This window comes from Rubritalea spongiae, assembly GCF_042652385.1.
GTDB classification, from domain to species: domain Bacteria; phylum Verrucomicrobiota; class Verrucomicrobiia; order Verrucomicrobiales; family Akkermansiaceae; genus Rubritalea; species Rubritalea spongiae.
Map to the genome: position 1 here is coordinate 457,289 of NZ_JBHSJM010000001.1, position 15,523 is coordinate 472,811.

16 protein-coding genes are annotated in these 15,523 nt (G+C 47.6%); 2 read left to right on the top strand and 14 right to left on the bottom strand.

The window, feature by feature from the left end:
* Positions 1–197: 197 nt before the first annotated feature.
* Genes ACFPK9_RS02280 through ACFPK9_RS02305 form a run of 6 tightly spaced genes read right to left on the bottom strand, consistent with a single transcriptional unit; the run spans position 198 to position 5,331 of the window.
* Positions 198–1,559, bottom strand: coding sequence for a tetratricopeptide repeat protein (locus ACFPK9_RS02280; protein ID WP_377092959.1), 1,362 nt, complete (start codon positions 1,557–1,559; stop codon positions 198–200).
* The gene (locus tag ACFPK9_RS02285; protein WP_377092960.1) at positions 1,556–2,248 is read right to left on the bottom strand and encodes a hypothetical protein; all 693 of its coding nucleotides are present in this window, start codon (positions 2,246–2,248) and stop codon (positions 1,556–1,558) included. Before ACFPK9_RS02285 ends, ACFPK9_RS02280 begins: the two co-directional genes overlap by 4 nt.
* Complete coding sequence (locus ACFPK9_RS02290; RefSeq protein WP_377092961.1) at positions 2,248–2,655, bottom strand: ExbD/TolR family protein; 408 nt, start codon at positions 2,653–2,655, stop codon at positions 2,248–2,250. The genes ACFPK9_RS02285 and ACFPK9_RS02290 overlap by 1 nt, the downstream gene beginning before the upstream one ends.
* Positions 2,652–3,185, bottom strand: a complete 534-nt coding sequence (locus ACFPK9_RS02295) for a MotA/TolQ/ExbB proton channel family protein (RefSeq protein ID WP_377092963.1) — start codon at positions 3,183–3,185, stop codon at positions 2,652–2,654. The genes ACFPK9_RS02290 and ACFPK9_RS02295 overlap by 4 nt, the downstream gene beginning before the upstream one ends.
* Positions 3,186–3,193: 8 nt before the next feature.
* Complete coding sequence (locus ACFPK9_RS02300; protein ID WP_377092965.1) at positions 3,194–4,552, bottom strand: MotA/TolQ/ExbB proton channel family protein; 1,359 nt, start codon at positions 4,550–4,552, stop codon at positions 3,194–3,196.
* On the bottom strand, positions 4,549–5,331 hold the full coding sequence (locus ACFPK9_RS02305) for a DUF3450 family protein (RefSeq protein WP_377092966.1): 783 nt from the start codon (positions 5,329–5,331) through the stop codon (positions 4,549–4,551). The genes ACFPK9_RS02300 and ACFPK9_RS02305 overlap by 4 nt, the downstream gene beginning before the upstream one ends.
* Positions 5,332–5,464: 133 nt before the next feature.
* Here ACFPK9_RS02305 and ACFPK9_RS02310 point away from each other — a divergent pair, with 133 nt between their 5' ends.
* Positions 5,465–6,397, top strand: a complete 933-nt coding sequence (locus ACFPK9_RS02310; RefSeq protein WP_377092967.1) for a tetratricopeptide repeat protein — start codon at positions 5,465–5,467, stop codon at positions 6,395–6,397.
* Positions 6,398–6,406: 9 nt separating this feature from the next.
* On the opposite strand, the gene ACFPK9_RS02315 is transcribed toward ACFPK9_RS02310, so the two are convergent.
* From ACFPK9_RS02315 to pyrH, 8 genes are all read right to left on the bottom strand, one after another.
* On the bottom strand, positions 6,407–7,327 hold the full coding sequence (locus tag ACFPK9_RS02315) for a metal ABC transporter permease (protein ID WP_377096531.1): 921 nt from the start codon (positions 7,325–7,327) through the stop codon (positions 6,407–6,409).
* Between the two features lie 17 nt (positions 7,328–7,344).
* A complete protein-coding gene (locus ACFPK9_RS02320) occupies positions 7,345–7,500 on the bottom strand; it encodes a hypothetical protein (RefSeq protein ID WP_377092968.1) in 156 nt (51 codons plus the stop codon).
* 5 nt (positions 7,501–7,505) lie between these two features.
* Complete coding sequence (locus ACFPK9_RS02325) at positions 7,506–8,843, bottom strand: metal ABC transporter permease (RefSeq protein WP_377092969.1); 1,338 nt, start codon at positions 8,841–8,843, stop codon at positions 7,506–7,508.
* A gap of 3 nt (positions 8,844–8,846) precedes the next feature.
* Positions 8,847–9,623: a metal ABC transporter ATP-binding protein gene (locus ACFPK9_RS02330; RefSeq protein WP_377092970.1), complete on the bottom strand. Its 777-nt coding sequence runs from the start codon at positions 9,621–9,623 to the stop codon at positions 8,847–8,849.
* A 91-nt stretch (positions 9,624–9,714) separates the two neighbouring features.
* The gene (locus ACFPK9_RS02335; RefSeq protein WP_377092971.1) at positions 9,715–10,494 is read right to left on the bottom strand and encodes a transporter; all 780 of its coding nucleotides are present in this window, start codon (positions 10,492–10,494) and stop codon (positions 9,715–9,717) included.
* Between the two features lie 24 nt (positions 10,495–10,518).
* Positions 10,519–11,451 carry a metal ABC transporter solute-binding protein, Zn/Mn family gene (locus ACFPK9_RS02340; RefSeq protein ID WP_377092972.1) on the bottom strand — a complete coding sequence of 311 codons (933 nt, stop codon included), beginning with the start codon at positions 11,449–11,451 and terminating at the stop codon, positions 10,519–10,521.
* A gap of 195 nt (positions 11,452–11,646) precedes the next feature.
* On the bottom strand, positions 11,647–12,213 hold the full coding sequence (frr, locus tag ACFPK9_RS02345) for a ribosome recycling factor (RefSeq protein WP_377092973.1): 567 nt from the start codon (positions 12,211–12,213) through the stop codon (positions 11,647–11,649).
* A 32-nt stretch (positions 12,214–12,245) separates the two neighbouring features.
* On the bottom strand, positions 12,246–12,977 hold the full coding sequence (gene pyrH, locus ACFPK9_RS02350; RefSeq protein WP_377092974.1) for a UMP kinase: 732 nt from the start codon (positions 12,975–12,977) through the stop codon (positions 12,246–12,248).
* A 215-nt stretch (positions 12,978–13,192) separates the two neighbouring features.
* On the opposite strand from pyrH, the gene ACFPK9_RS02355 reads away from it, so the two are divergent.
* Positions 13,193–15,511 (top strand): DUF1592 domain-containing protein, encoded by a 2,319-nt coding sequence (locus tag ACFPK9_RS02355; RefSeq protein ID WP_377092975.1) that lies wholly within the window; start codon positions 13,193–13,195, stop codon positions 15,509–15,511.
* The last annotated feature ends 12 nt before the right edge of the window (positions 15,512–15,523 follow it).

A 15,523-nucleotide genomic window follows, 5' to 3' on the forward strand; every position in this document is an offset into this window, starting at 1 on the left:
CGCTTGATAAGGAAACCAATCGCAAGGTTATGGCGGTTAAACATCGCCTGAAAAACAAGGGTGTAATGCACAATACATCAAAAGGAGCTATGAAGAACCACAACCACCAAACAATAGCCGCAAACTCATGCATCCAATTCTACAGAGCAGCTCCCCTTATCAAACACATCAGAAAAGCGCTGAAGGCAACAAGCGAATCACCAAGACTTAGCCAGAGACTCTACTGCGTTGAGATATTTCTCTAGAGAATCAGAAGGTTGTAACTCCTGTGCCGCGATCAATTGCTGGAGCGCTGACTTATAGCGCTTCTGTGTGACGAGCACTTTAGCTGACTCCACTAATGCGCGATACTGAACTGCGGGAATTTTCTCAGCTCGCTCATAAAGAAGCGCAGCGTGTTCATAATCTTTCTCACCAGCTTTGACTCCAGCGAGCATCAGCAAAGCTTCGCCATCTAAAGGATCGCTTTCTAACACTTTTTCTAGAAGTTCAACAGCACCCTCTTCACCTTTTTGAATCAACACAAATGCCTTGATACGATTCTCCGTATTCTGATCTTTGGAATTCTTGTCCACAGCAGAAACGACCTCTAACAACTCCCCAGCGTATTCCCACTCGGCAATCGTGACCACCTCATTAATAGTTCTCAAAAAACTAGCGACAGATTCAGCACTGAGAGACTTCTGAAGCTCTGCAATCACGGGCTTCGCCATGCGCAAATCTTCATCGCGAAGATACAGACTCGCCAGCAAGGAAAGATTGCGCCCTTCTAACAAACCCTGTTTCCTCAAAAGCTCGAGTCCAGCAATCGCGTCTTCTTCAAGCTCTAATTTAAGCTGAATATTCACCAGCAATAACTGATAACTTGTTTCAGTCGGTCTAGCTTCAACCACTTCTTTCAAAAGCGCTAAAGCCTCTTCATCATCTCCCACTTCTCCAAGACATTGAGCCAGCCCCGCTTTCCAATCGATCACATCAGGCTCAGTCAGCTGAGCCATCTTATAAGCCTGTAGTGCGGAGGCGTATTGTTCATTCTGCAAATAACAATACCCTAACAAGCCCAAGGTCGAACCATCGAGCTCACCCAACTTCACCGCTTCACGCAGTGCCTTTTCCGCTTCATCGTACTCGCTTAACTGGATATACGCGGTGCCAAGGTTTTTAAAAGCACGACGAAATGAAGGGAATCTCTCGAGTGCCAACTTATAGCTTTTAATCGCCTCTTCTGACTTACCAAGCTCTAGCTCGATATTACCTCGGTTATAGAGCAAAGCCGCAGAACTTTTAGTGAGCGAGCTATTTACTAACAGCGATAAGGCTGATTCACGCAACCCTTTCTTCATCCGCTCTTGCACCTGTACAAGCATAGCGCGCTGTTCCGAGCTCACTGTTGGCTCGATCCGTGCATTGATTTTATAACTTCCATTAAATGAAGAAACGAAGCTCGGATCATTCCAGTATTCCTTAGACACGGGTAATGGTTCGCCAGCAAATGCAGCTGGAGCGATGCCTGCGATGGCAGTCAAATAACAAATACTTTCTTTAAAAGTAGGGATCATGGTTTCTGTAAAATTAAGTTCCAAGCATACGCAACCTTCACGCTTTTCCCTTTATATTTAGGGATCGAGAACCGGCAGCCATGCACAAGATTCGAGAGCATCGATTTAAACGCTGGATGAGAAACTGATTGCACTCTGAGTAACTTCACCGAACCGTCAGTTCCGATCTCAACAATCACTTTCGCGCGCACTTGATTGTCTCTCACTGAACTCGGCCAACGGAAGCGTCCAAGGCGTACCACTCGCGGTGTCGAATCTAAGTCGTCCACTCCAATAGAAGTCTTTGTTTTTTGAGGCTTTGCTTTGGGTGTAGACTTCGCCCTAGTCACTTTAGGTTTTGGCTTCGCCTTCACTGGCGACGGCAACTCGGCTGGTGTTAAATCTTCTGCAAACAAATCCACTTCCACATCCGGAGATACCGGCTGATCCGCACTCGGTAGAGCCAAGGTCTCGATAGACAAATTAGGTCTTAAATCTGCAAACGATGGCGGCGGAGGAGCTGTTTCAGTCAACTCCTGATTGGGTTCCACCTCTGGCGGCTCTGGCGGTGGAGTTAAACTTATTGGCTGAATCTCCATCAACTCTAACTCATCTACCGGCTCTTCAACTTTCATAAGGCGCGTTGCTCCTAGTCCAACGACTAACAGAGCCGTGAACGCAGTACCGAATAGGATGTTCTTCAAATTCATTACTTTGCAGTCGCGCTATAAATCGATGTTGCTCCGCCGAGCTGAGCAGCATCTGTTACTTTCATGATAAGACCATGCGTCGCCTCTACGTCACCTTGAATAATCACTGGCATTTCTGGATCATCTCCAAGCATCGATGTCACAATCCCAGTCACACCTTCCACCCCGATATTGCGCCCACCATAGTAGACTTCACCATCACGGGTAACTGCCAAAAAGATCGACTCTTTCTCTAACTGCTCAGCTGAGCTCGCCTGCGGTTTGTTAATTTCGACTCCTGGATCATCAATAAACACCGTCGTCACCACAAAGAAAATCAACAGGATAAAGACAATATCGATCAACGGAGACATATTGATCTCACTCGATTGTTCATCAGTCTGAGTAAATCCACGAAAACGTCTCATACAGTCTCCTTTCTATGCGCAACCGCGAGATCCGCATGTAAATTTTCTTCTAACAATGCATGTACAGCACTGACTCTGCTCTTCAGTAAAGCAAACATGAAGGCCGCCGGCAGAGCTACCAGCAAACCCGCTTGCGTTGTGACCAGTGCTTCCGAAATTCCAGAAGCAATTTTCTGCATTGGGTCCGCTTGACTCGCTGAAGCCATATTCTCAAACGTCGCCAGCATCCCTGACACCGTTCCTAACAAACCACCAAGCGTGCAAACACCGATCATCACTCCAATCACAGGAATGCGACGATCAACCCAAGCTAACTTATCCAGCTGGAAAATTGTATATTCATTCATCAAAAATCGCTTCGAATCATCTTCTCCACTGACACCCTCGCGAATGAGATCACATAACGGAGCCGCCGCTCTCCACGTTGCCAACAGCATCGTGTACAGCCACACACCCACTGCGAGTATGATCCATAGAACGACCCCGCCTTGATCTAACAAAGTTTGGCATTCTTGCAATATGGAGTGCATTAACTGCATTAGTTCAGTTTTCTAAGTCCGTTCACGAATGTCAGTCCGAGCTTCTCAGTATTCTGCACCACACCGTTACTTTTACGAGAAAGCATCGTGTGTAAAATAAGCGCAGGAATCGCGACAATCAAACCAAAGAGCGTGGTGATCAGCGCTTCTGAAATACCTCCTGCCATCGGCTTGACGTCTCCAGTACCAGTCACTGTAATCACGTTAAACATCCGAATCATTCCAGACACAGTGCCCAGCAGACCAAGAAGCGGCGCGGTAGCAGCTGTCACGGCAATAAATGGCAACCATTTCTGCAAGCGTGACTGCACGCCGATCAATTGCTCATAAATGACTTCTTCCACCACATCAGCTCCAGCCGAGGTATAGGCTAGGGCGTTTGACAACACTTCACCAACAGGATGCTTAGCCTGTTTAGCCAATTGCTCAGCTTCTTCAGTCTTTCCAGCACGTACTGCTGTCAAAATCTCAGCAACCCAACCATTTTTCGGATCTTTAATCTTACTCAGCTGAATCAACTTCATCACCCCACAGAGGGCAGAAACAAACGCAATCGAAAGGATCACCCAGAGCCAAGTTCCACCTTTCTCAAAAATCCGGCCAGAATCCCCTTGGATCTGATCAATCGCCCGCGCTTTCCCTCCCGTAACATCAACATTGAGCTCTACGAGCTCTCCCTTGAATAATTTCTGAACCTTGCCAGCCTCTTTTTCAATCAAGCGAGCTCGAGACGCACCATTCTCAGTATAGACCACGCCGGCTGTAGAGCCACCTTCTTGTTGGAACCAGGAAGCCGGCCCAACATTGAGAACCTCCCCTGTTAAAATCACCTGATCGCTCGAGACCACTTTAGCACTTCGACGTTCACCGCCTAACACCGACTCTAAGCGATCCAATGCACTATCGACGACTCCAGCTTGATCAATCAATGAAGACTCAGTCTCAATCGCCAGATCAATAGATTCTTGATATGCCTCTTCTTGTCCTAGCTGCAGCTGGTTTTCTAACTGAACCGCAAAGTCACGATACAAGCCACGCATGTAGTGAAAGTCTTTTTCAAACTTGGCTTTCTTCACCTCGAGATCATAGAGCAATTCTTTGCGTCCTTCTGAACTCAAGCGCGCAATGTCTCGCTTGCGACGCAACTCAAGCAATTGCTTCTCAAGCTTAGCCACCTTTTCACCGAGAGCTACACGCTCTTCAGTACGCTCTTCACGTTGTTGTGCAAGACGCTCAAGAGCTCTATCTATGTCCTCCTGCAGATCTTCCGCAGAAAGTTGGATGACATGCTCATTCTTCTCCTCAGCCTGTAAACTAACAGCGAGCCCAAATAGTAATAGTAGAACACTTAGTTTCATTTTGATTCCACTGGTAAAGTAATTAGTTCAGGACGTGCGGTCTTTTGATACACAGCAATTGCCTTAGAGATACTCGCTTTCGAATTAGGCACTTCCTGCCATTTCCATGAGCCCTTCTCTGGCCTGCCAATACCAGCTTTCTCTCCACTGACGTAAAATGCTTGCCCCAGCCCCAAGTAGAGAACACGCAACTGGCGGGTAGTCCCCTCAACTTCTTCTTCAAGGTCAGTATAGGTAATCGTTCTATTAAACTGCCCCGCAGATTTCAGAGCATCTAACAAAGCAATAGAACGCTCGCGCAAGGTACTCTCAGTATCCTCCACGATAGAAACCTCACGCTTAATCTGATCCTGCAGAGGTTGCGGAAAACGCTGAGATAGCTCCACGAAACGCTTCGCGTGCTTCAAACACTGCAACTCCAAGACCTCGCGTTGCTTCTGATAAGCTGCAGTTTGCTGCTTCAGTTGCTCCGACTTATCATCAAGCTCACTCGTCGAGTCACCCGCAGCTTCGAGCTCTTCGTTGATTAACTCAACCTCAGTCTGATACAGCTCGAGTAAATCTAACATTGCTGCCTGCTGACGCTCCCAATTATTTTGCTCCTCAGTTATCAGCTTTTCGACCTGTACCCACTCGCCCACCATCGCTCTCGCGTCTGCTGGACTCAGCACTTTCTCTGGCTCGGCGGCTTGACTTAGCCCAATGCTAAGCCCCGTTGCTATAAGAAAGCTACGATACTTTCCTCGTTGCGTTCTTGCGATGTCTAAACTTGAAATCATTGGCTCAATTGCTCCCCCGCTGGTACAAGCTGATCCCTACGAAAGCAAGAGTTATTGAGAATAATTCTCAATAGTATTTTCATCGCGCTTCCTGCTTGCCACGGGGCTCACTTTGCCCACTCTAATCATAGCGATGGAGAGCGACCCAAATACATTCGATTTCTACACCACAGACCCAGTTCAACATGCCTATAGTTTCATCACTGACAGCCTGAAATACCCACACGCTGACACGCGCCAAATTGCCAAAAAAGCATTAGAAATTAGTAACAAATGCCTAGAGGCTTGGCTTCTCTTAGCACAATCCTACCAGAAGTTCCCGCAAGCCAGAACTACCTATCTGAAAGGAATTGAAGTCGCTCGAGAACAAGACACCACGTCTACCCTTCTCCAGCTGCTCTACGGGCTCGGCGAACTTTACTACCGCCACGGCCACCCCGAGAGCGCCATAGAAACTATCCTTGAACTCTTGCCGCTCGATGAATCTGACCCTTGTAACGCCAGGGAAATCCTCACTCTCAGCTACCTCCAACAAGAAGATTTTATCAAAGCTCACGCCTGCGCCACACATTCGAGCTATGACGACTCACTCTCTAGCAGAGTCGCGCAAGCCTACATCGCCTTCCGCACAGAAATCCCATGGTGGACTCCTGACCAAATGGATCAGCTCGACGATGAACTACTTGGCCGCACGACTTGGCAATGGATGCATGAACAATGCAATAGTCTCAAACGCCTCTACCGCCAGATCAATCACGCCAATCCTTTCTTTGCCGCATTCATGCTCAACCCTCACGCCCAGAGCATCGAAACGCCCACCACCATTGAGTCGAAGCATGCTAGCGAAGCTCTCCATGTGACTAAACTCCACCACGACCTTTGGCACAACCAAGAACTCCCAATTAAGCTGCTAGAAGAATTCCCGTGGACTAACCCCACAAAATCTCAAATCAAAGCCGCAGACAAACCAATCTTATTAGAGACAATCCAACAACTCGAAAAACATAGAGACGCACAACGCTCAGCCGCAGAAAAGGACTACCTACAAAACCGAGACCTTTATTAAAGCAGCAATCTAACTCGCTTCATTCTGCAGCTCCATAGGCTTGGCTGATCTCCGCTGTAGAGCCTTTAACACCACGCCATCTGCCGGCCCAAACAACCAAGCTAAAATGAACAAGCCGAGACCAGCAACCACCACAGCTGCAGCTTGGCTTCCATCGGTCCAGACGTGGATGTAAATTCCCGCCACTGATGAAATCAAGGCATGCAGCCCAGCAATCAAAAGCATTTTCTTCAAGCTATGCGTACATAAATAAGCAGTCGCTGCCGGCAGAATTAATAAAGCAATCACTAAAATTGCCCCCACCGCTTGAAAAGCCGCCACCACAACAACAGACAAAAACGCCATCAACGCGTAGTGCACCACACCCGGCTTGTAACCAAATGACGCAGCAAGCCCCGCATCAAATGAGCTCAACATTAGTACCCTGTAGAACAGCACAACCACGCACAAAGTCGCAATCGCCACCACAAACATCGTCACAACTGGACTAGGAACCTCCAAACCTAACACCCCCACCGTGTCATAATGCAAAATATCTCCCAAGGCGCCTTCTAGCACACATTGTTGATCCAAGTGGACTTTATCAAGAAATAGCGCCATCAAGACTACACCAAGAGCGAACAAGGAAGTGAAAGCTATACCAATTGCGGAATCTTGCTTAATCCGAGTACGTTGGTGAATTTGCTCAATCAACACAGTCACTAACAATCCAGCCAGTGCAGCCCCTATCAGTAACCACGGCGAGGCTAGATCCCCAACAAACAAAAACGCGATGACAATTCCAGGCAACACGCTGTGACTAATCGCGTCACCTACTAAGGACATTCGTCTCAGCACTAAAAAAGTACCCAGCTGAGAACATGGCAATGCCACAAAAAAGCACATGAGAGTCAGCCACACTGCTCCCATCCCAAAATACGCCCATGGCATTTCCCAGATACTCACGCTTATTCCTGTTTCTTATTTTTAGCAGTGGGTGGCCCCATCTTCTTAGCAAACTTCGAGAGAACGTTCTGCATCAATCCCGCCTTCTTTTGTGAGCTAGCTTTCTCGTCCACACTAATACGCACACGAACTGTTTTTATCTGGGGTTTTTCGTCCATAGTAATTATTTACTAGCTCTATAGCCTGTTTCTTCCATTTTTCCAATGCTCGATTCCATCGAACGTGTCACAGATGGTATCGGCTTACCGTGTGGATCGAATTCTGGAAAATCCAAATCGCGCTCCAGTCGCCGTACAGCATCAGCTCCTAAGATGTGCTCGATCTTTTCAGCATCATCGTGAACGTGATCAGCCTCATAGTTCGCCAAATCCGTCAAATATAGCTCCCACAGTCGGTGATTCCTCACAATCTCAGCCGCTCTGCGCCAGCCTGCTGGGGTCAGATAAATTGCAGATTTCCCCTCTTCATAAGTAGCCTCATTAGATTCGACGAGCATCTCTGCTTGCTTCATGGCCTCCTCCATCGTCACCCGCCGAATGACAGCCAGTTCTTTTAGACTTACTCCTGCATGAGTAAAGTCATCATCCTCTAACATCTTATAGATTGCTTTGAGAATATTCTCTCTCTCCACCCGCTTACGCTGCTGTATATGTCGCATCAACTTCGCCAGCACCCCGTGCTGTGGCGCCACAAAATACACCACCCCAAAAGTGAACGCTCCCATCAGTGAAATCACTGGCCCAGGAGGCATCCCACTCAGTTTACTCGAAATTAACCCACCAGAAACGCATGCAAAGCAGCCAAACCCGACAGCATAAAGCATCATCCGATGCATTCTATCACTTAACAAATACGCAGTAGCTGCCGGCGTGATTAACATCGCAGACACCAACACCACCCCCACGGCCTGCAAGGCCACCACCACTGTAAATGTTAGCAATCCAAAAAAGATAAAATTCAACACCTTCACAGGGTACCCCAAACCAACGGCAAAGCCCTCATCAAAACTCAACACTTGAAACGGACGAACCAAAGCAAAAACCGACAGCACAACCACAAAAGTCACTCCTCCCATTAGAGAAAGATCTAACGCAGAGATCACCGCCAAATCGCCAAACAAGAAATCCTTCACCCCACTCTGCTGGTCCGTTGAATTCCATAAAATACCAATTGCAAAAAAGGAGGCTAATACAATACCCAAAGCCGCATCAGCTTTCAGTCGTGTAGACTTTTCGATCGCCCGCACCATCATCACACCCAGTAAACCAGCCAGCAGTGCACACCCGAAAATCACAAAGATATTTCTATCCTCACTCCACATAAACCCCGCGACCACACCAGGAAACACCGCATGTGACAGCGCGTCACCAACGAGAGCTACCCTGCGTACCACCACATAGCTGCCTAACAAGCCACACGATATCCCGACCAACAACGCAGCCAACAGTGCCGACTGAACAACACTGAGACTCGCTAACATATCTGGCAAGATCGTGAGCATCCTCTATTTCGTATGTTTCGCAGCAGGAACTTGCGCGGCGCGCTCAGCCATTTCAGAAAGCACCGTCAACTTACCACCATATGTCTTGTGCAATAACTCCGGTGTGAAAATTTCCTCAGTCTTACCAAACGCAACAAGCCGCATATTCAACAGCATAAGCATATCAAAATACTGCTGGGCCGACTGCAAATCGTGGTGAACTACCAATACCGTCTTCCCCTTCTCGCGCATTTCCTGCAGCAGCGAAATGATCGCTCGCTCTGTCGCTGCATCCACACCAGCAAAGGGCTCATCCATGAAGTAAAGGTCACTATCTTGAGCGAGAGCTCGCGCTAAAAAGACCCGTTGCTGTTGCCCCCCACTGAGGTTGCCAATCTGGCGATTCGCATACGGCAGCATACCCACCTTATCCAGCGCCTCACTGGCAATCATCCTCTCCTTCTTGCCCACACGCTTGAAGAGACCTAACTTCCCATAAGTCCCCATTAATGCAACATCCATGACCGTCACCGGAAAATCCCAGTCCACACTCTCACGCTGTGGCACATAACCGACTCGATGCAGCATCTCTTTCAATGGCTTTCCAAATACTTTCACCCATCCACCAGAACTAGGAACCACGCCCATAATCGATTTAATAAATGTCGACTTCCCTGCTCCATTAGGACCGATTATACCTACGAGATTTCCCTCAGGCACAGCCAAGTCCACCCCATAAAGCACCGGGCGTTTATGGTAAGTAACAGTGAGATCGTGTGTCTCAAGCGCTGGAATGGACATGGTCTTTAACTGCGTTAAAAAGTAGTGAGTAGCAAGCCGTTAGTCAGACGAATCTTCCAAGACCAACCTTACCACTCAATACTCTGTTTTATTAGAATTTAACAGTAAAACCCGTGAAGGCGTTGAGATCAGTTGCCGCATCGTTCAATCCAACAACAGCACCTAGGTCGAGCTGGAAAAACTCAGTCACCCCATAAGTAAGCCCACCACTTGCGTGCGCCTGATACTCACTCCCAGTGATCCCAAGGTATTCTACATACATGCCCCATGCATCAGTAAGCGCATATCCAAGCACAGCGGTGTGAAGCAAATTAGAATCATATCCATCTTTGTCTTCATTATACACATATTCCCACTCGAGTTGGCAGCCGAAGCCCCACTTCTCATTGATCTCGTAGGCATAGGGCAAAATGAAGCCACCTTCCCACTCGTCATTCGAAAGTGATCCACCGATTGGAGCCTTCACATAAGGAAAAAGAGCTAGAGCTGACTGACCACCATCATTTCCCCAAAGATTATACTTCACACGGATAGTCAGATCACTAGCGCCATCTTCGATCACACCATCATTATTTTCCTCAATATACGGAGCAAATACGAACTGAATGTCCATGCTGTCTGTCACCCCATATTTCAAATTAGTTTCAGCCCAGGTCCAGGACTGAAAGTCGAAATCCTTGGTATAATCAACAGCACTGGTTTCAATCTGCCAATGGCCCTTGTCCACCGTGATCGGACTCTCTGTCGCATCAGGTCGATCCGCAGCCAAGTCACGCAATCCAGCAAATTCATCCACTACCACCAATGGCTCATTCCCTGCAAACGCACTCACAGTGCTGCCCAACAACATGTATGTTACTACATTTTTCATAAAATAATTTAAAACTAAAATTCCTTACTTAAGACCATCAACGATCGTGTTGATATTGTGCTTCTGCATTCCGATGTAAGTACCTCGATCATACGACTCCCCGTGCAATTCCACCACATCACCAGGCTCACCCATCGCATCAGAAAATAACTCTTCATGACTGAGTTTTACACCCGCCTTACTAGCTACCGTCTCGATCCCCTTCTTGTTCACACTCGACTCAGGGAAAATCATTTTCAGCTTACGTTCCTTGATGAAGGAAATGAGATCCTCCACATCCTTCACCCCTGAAACATTTTCCGTAGAAAGCCCCTGTAAACCTTTTACCTCAAAGTCATAGGCCTCAGCAAAGTAGAAAAAAGCATCGTGACTCGTCACTAGCACGCGCTGATCATCTGCCACCTCAGCAATACGATTTTTTGACCATTCCTTTAATTTTAACAACTCAACACGATAGCTCTCGCCACGTTCTTTAAATTCAGCAGAAAACTCAGGTGACTCTTTTGCCAGCCCCTCAACAACTACATCAATCGTCTTCGCCCACAACTCAGGGTCTCCCCAGACGTGTGGGTCAGCATAACTAGCAAATTCCTCTTCTGGTTGAACCAGCTCCTCTTTGCTCATGTTTTTGGTAACTGCGTAGACATCATCACCTTTCGCAGCACGCTTCTCCAAGCCCTCTTGCACATGACCTTCTAGATGGAGACCTGAATAGAAAATCACATCCGCAGTATTCATCGCCGCTACATCACTAGCTGTCTGCTCATAACTATGCGGATCCACTCCTGACTTCATCATTCCGATGACTTCTACCTTATCTCCACCTATCACCTGAACGAGATCAGTCACCATAGTCGAGGTTGCCACTACATTGATTTTAGCTTCATCCTGCCAAATGCTAACCTGCTTATTACAGCTGTTTAGCCCTACTATTCCCAACGCAACTGCGCCCGTCATAAAGAATCTTCTCTTCATGCCGCTCGGAATACACTTCGCCATGACTAGCGTCAACAATTAAAATTAGCTTGGGCTAATTTTATTCCCTTAGAAAAACCTTTTACACCTAGAGAGACAATTATAACGTTCACCCAGACGCAAAAAAGACGTCCCAAACAGAACGCCTTTTGCTTAAAATCTGATAATTGAATACCCTTAGACAGTCATCACGTCAGCTTCTTTAGCGGCTGTCGCTTCGTCTACCGCTTTCACATACTTATTCGTGATTTCCTGCACTTCCGCTTCAAAGTCACGAAGGCTGTCTTCAGTAAGAACATTCTCATTCTTCATCTTCTTACCTTTGTCCATACCCTCTTTACGGCAAGTACGAAGACGTACTTTGGTATCCTCAGAGATTGTCTTCACACGCTTCACCATTTCTTGGCGACGTTCTTCAGTAAGCTCAGGAATTGGTAAACGGAGAGCCTTCCCTTCATTCACAGGGTTGAAACCTAGTTGAGCCTCACGAATGCCACGGTCAATATCGTCAACCGTAGTCGCGTCATATGGCTGAATCATGATTTGGCGTGGCTCAGGAGTCGTGATGACAGCGAGTTCACGAAGCTTCATTTTACTACCGTAGGACTTCACATCGATAGTGACATTTTCCACGAGAGCTGGTGATGCTTTACCTGTACGAACGCCACCAAATTCGACGCCCATGTGTTCGATAGCGGCTTCCATCGCCATCTCGATTTCTTCAAGAACAGTTGTTGGTTCCATAGTAGATAGTAGTGTTTATTAAATTAAGAGTGTTAGTCTTCGTTAGTCACGATTGTTCCAATGGGCTCCCCTGTGATCGCCTTGGTAATATTCCCATGCTCGTTGAGGTCAAATACGATGATTGGAATGTTATTGTCCATGCACAGTGAGAATGCTGTAGAATCCATCACAGCTAGTTGATCGGAGAGGCAACGGCGAAAGGAAATTTGCTCGTAGCGCACTGCATCTGGCACCTTCTTAGGATCTGCATTGTAGACACCATCAACCATCGTTGCTTTAAGAATAGCACATGCTCCCATTTCACTTGCGCGCAATGCAGAAGTCGTATCAGTAGAGAAAAACGGGCTCCCCGTACCAGCAGCAAAAATAACTACACGCCCATCCGAAAGATGGCGCGACGCCTTGCGGCGAATAAATGGCTCAGCGACATTTTTCATCTCGATCGCAGACTGTACTACACATGGCACACCTTCTACTTCAAGCGCACTCTGAACAGCCAGCGCATTCATCACTGTTGCCATCATACCAACATAATCTGCTGTCGCTCTATCCATGCCACGCGCACTTGCGCTCGCACCACGCCAGAAGTTTCCACCACCTACAACGATAGCAATTTCAACTCCAGCCGCATGAGCTTCTTTGATCTCTAATGCTATCCTACCGACAATCTCAGGGGAAATATTATCTTGGCTACCAACCTCACGGAGAGCTTCTCCGCTCAACTTCAGGACTACACGTTTAAAGGATCGTTTATTTTCACTCATGGCTCAGCTGTTCCTTAAAAAACAAATTGCCCCCGAGCATGCAACTCCTATTCATTGTATTCACTGAAAAAACAGCGCATATAGAAGTCTCTCACCCTGCTATTATGACAGGTAAATTTTTAACTAACTTACGGTCAGTGATAAAAAACTGTATCACCCACGTACACTATCTCATGCTACGCAGCTCTCTTATTTGGATTCTGACCCTGTCATTCTTGGCAGCAGATGAGATGGCGGCAAACATTCGCCCATTTTTGGAAAACCATTGCTATGAATGCCATGACGATGGCATGGCTAAAGCAGATCTAAACCTCCTCGATCTCGATTATGCACCACACGACCCTGAGAACTTCGCCATGTGGGAGCGAATCTTTCGTAAAGTGCATTCTGGTGTCATGCCTCCCAAGGAAAATCCAGCACCAGACTCAGGCGAACTTCATACATTTCTAAAAAACATTGCGCGTCCATTGCATCAAGTCGATCGCTCACTAATTGAAAAAGAAGGCCGCGTACAAGCTAGGCGCCTCACACGCGAAGAATATGAATACAGCTTACACGACCTTCTCGGAGTAGGAGTCAAACTCAGTGACAATCTCACTGCCGACTCCGAAAACGGCTTCACAAATAGCGCCAAGCATCAACAACTCAGCCACTTTCACCTCTCAAACTACCTCGCTGTCGCGGACATGGCTCTAGATGAAGCCTTCGAGCGCATACTCGTGAAAGAACCCAAATTTGAGAAACATTTTGGTATTAAAGAACTCACCTCAGGTCTGGGAAAAGGAAACTATCGGGGCCCTGAACATCAAGGAGACAGCGTCGTGTCGTGGTCCATGCGTGTTCAATTCTACGGGCGTTTACCAAAATTGAGAGTTCCTGAAGACGGTTGGTACGACATCACCTTTCATTCCGTTTCAGGAATCAACCGAGGTTCGGATGGTGTCACATGGGGCTTACTAACCACAGGATCAGGCAACTCTGGTGAACCTCTTCAATATCCAGTCGGAGTCATTGAAGGGGCGAAATCTCCCTCTACCCAAACATTCCGCGCATGGGTGCGTAAGAATCATTGTCTCATCATGAAACCTGCAGAAGCGGGTGCGAAAACCGCAAAATCTAATATCGTAGGCAAGAACGGAGGAACCGTCATTTTTAAAGACCGAGACATGAAAGCCGAAGGCTGCCACGGGATTCGCTTTACAAGCGTTACAATCAAACGTGTCCACCCGAATGGCAACCGATCAAAAGTCATGGAAAATCTCTTCCCAGGGCTCAGTGAACAAGAAATACATAAAGGCCCATCCAATCCTAAATCTGAAGCACGCCGCATACTCTCACACTTCGCCTACCGAGCATTCCGCAGACCCGTAGATTCTACCACACTTGCACCCTACCAACAACTCGTCAGCAAGGCTCTCGATCAAGGCACCCCCTTCCCAACAGCCATGCGCCAAGGTTTCCACGCCATCTTATGCTCACCGAACTTTCTCACTTTCCATGAGAAACCTGGAAAACTCGATGACTATGCCATTGCTTCACGCTTGAGTTATATGCTGTGGAAATCTGTGCCAGATACGAAGCTTCTCAGCCTCGCTGAATCCGGCTCGTTGAATAAACCAACTGAAATCACTCAACAAATCGATAGACTCCTCGCTTCTCCAAAGTCACAACGTTTCATTCAATCATTCACTGACCAATGGCTGGAGCTGCGCAAAATAGATGACACCCAACCCGATACGAAACGTTTCAGAACCTACGACCCCACACTCCGACTTTCCATCCTAGCGGAAACCAAAGCCTTCGTCTCCGAACTCATCAGAAGCGACCATTCTATCAACAACCTGCTTCGATCCGATTTCGCATTTCTCAACACACGACTTCAAACCCATTACAAGTTCGGCGAAGTCAATGTACGCCCTGGAAAAGGCTTACAAAAAGTCGCTATCCCGGCAGATGGACGCTCTGGCCTGTTAACTCAAGCAGCCATCCTGAAAGTCACCGCTGACGGCTCAGTCACCTCACCTGTCCTACGCGGAGTTTTCGTCAATGAGCGCCTGCTAGGGACCCACATCGACCCGCCACCCCCCAACATACCAGCAATCGAACCTGACACCCGCGGCGCCGTTTCGATACGTGACCAACTCGCTAAACACAGCGATTCGAAATCCTGCATCTCCTGCCACCTCCAGATCGACCCACCTGGCTTTGCTCTCGAAGAATTTGACCCCATTGGCAATTATCGTAAGTTCTATGGGAAATATGGAAAGTCAGCCAAAGTTGACCCGTCCGGACGCACGCCTGAAGGTGAAGCATTTAAAAACTATAACGAGTGGAGAAACATCCAACTCGCACGCCCCCAGGAACTTGCCGAATCCTTTGTTGAACAAATTCTGCGCTACGCAACAGGAGGAGAAATCCGCTTCAGTGACACCCCAGTCGTGAAAAAAATAGCCAGTGATGCTCGTAGCAATCAGTACGGCGTGAGAACACTCATCAACAACACCCTTACCAGTAGCCTCTTCCTCGAAAAATAAACCTAACTCCCT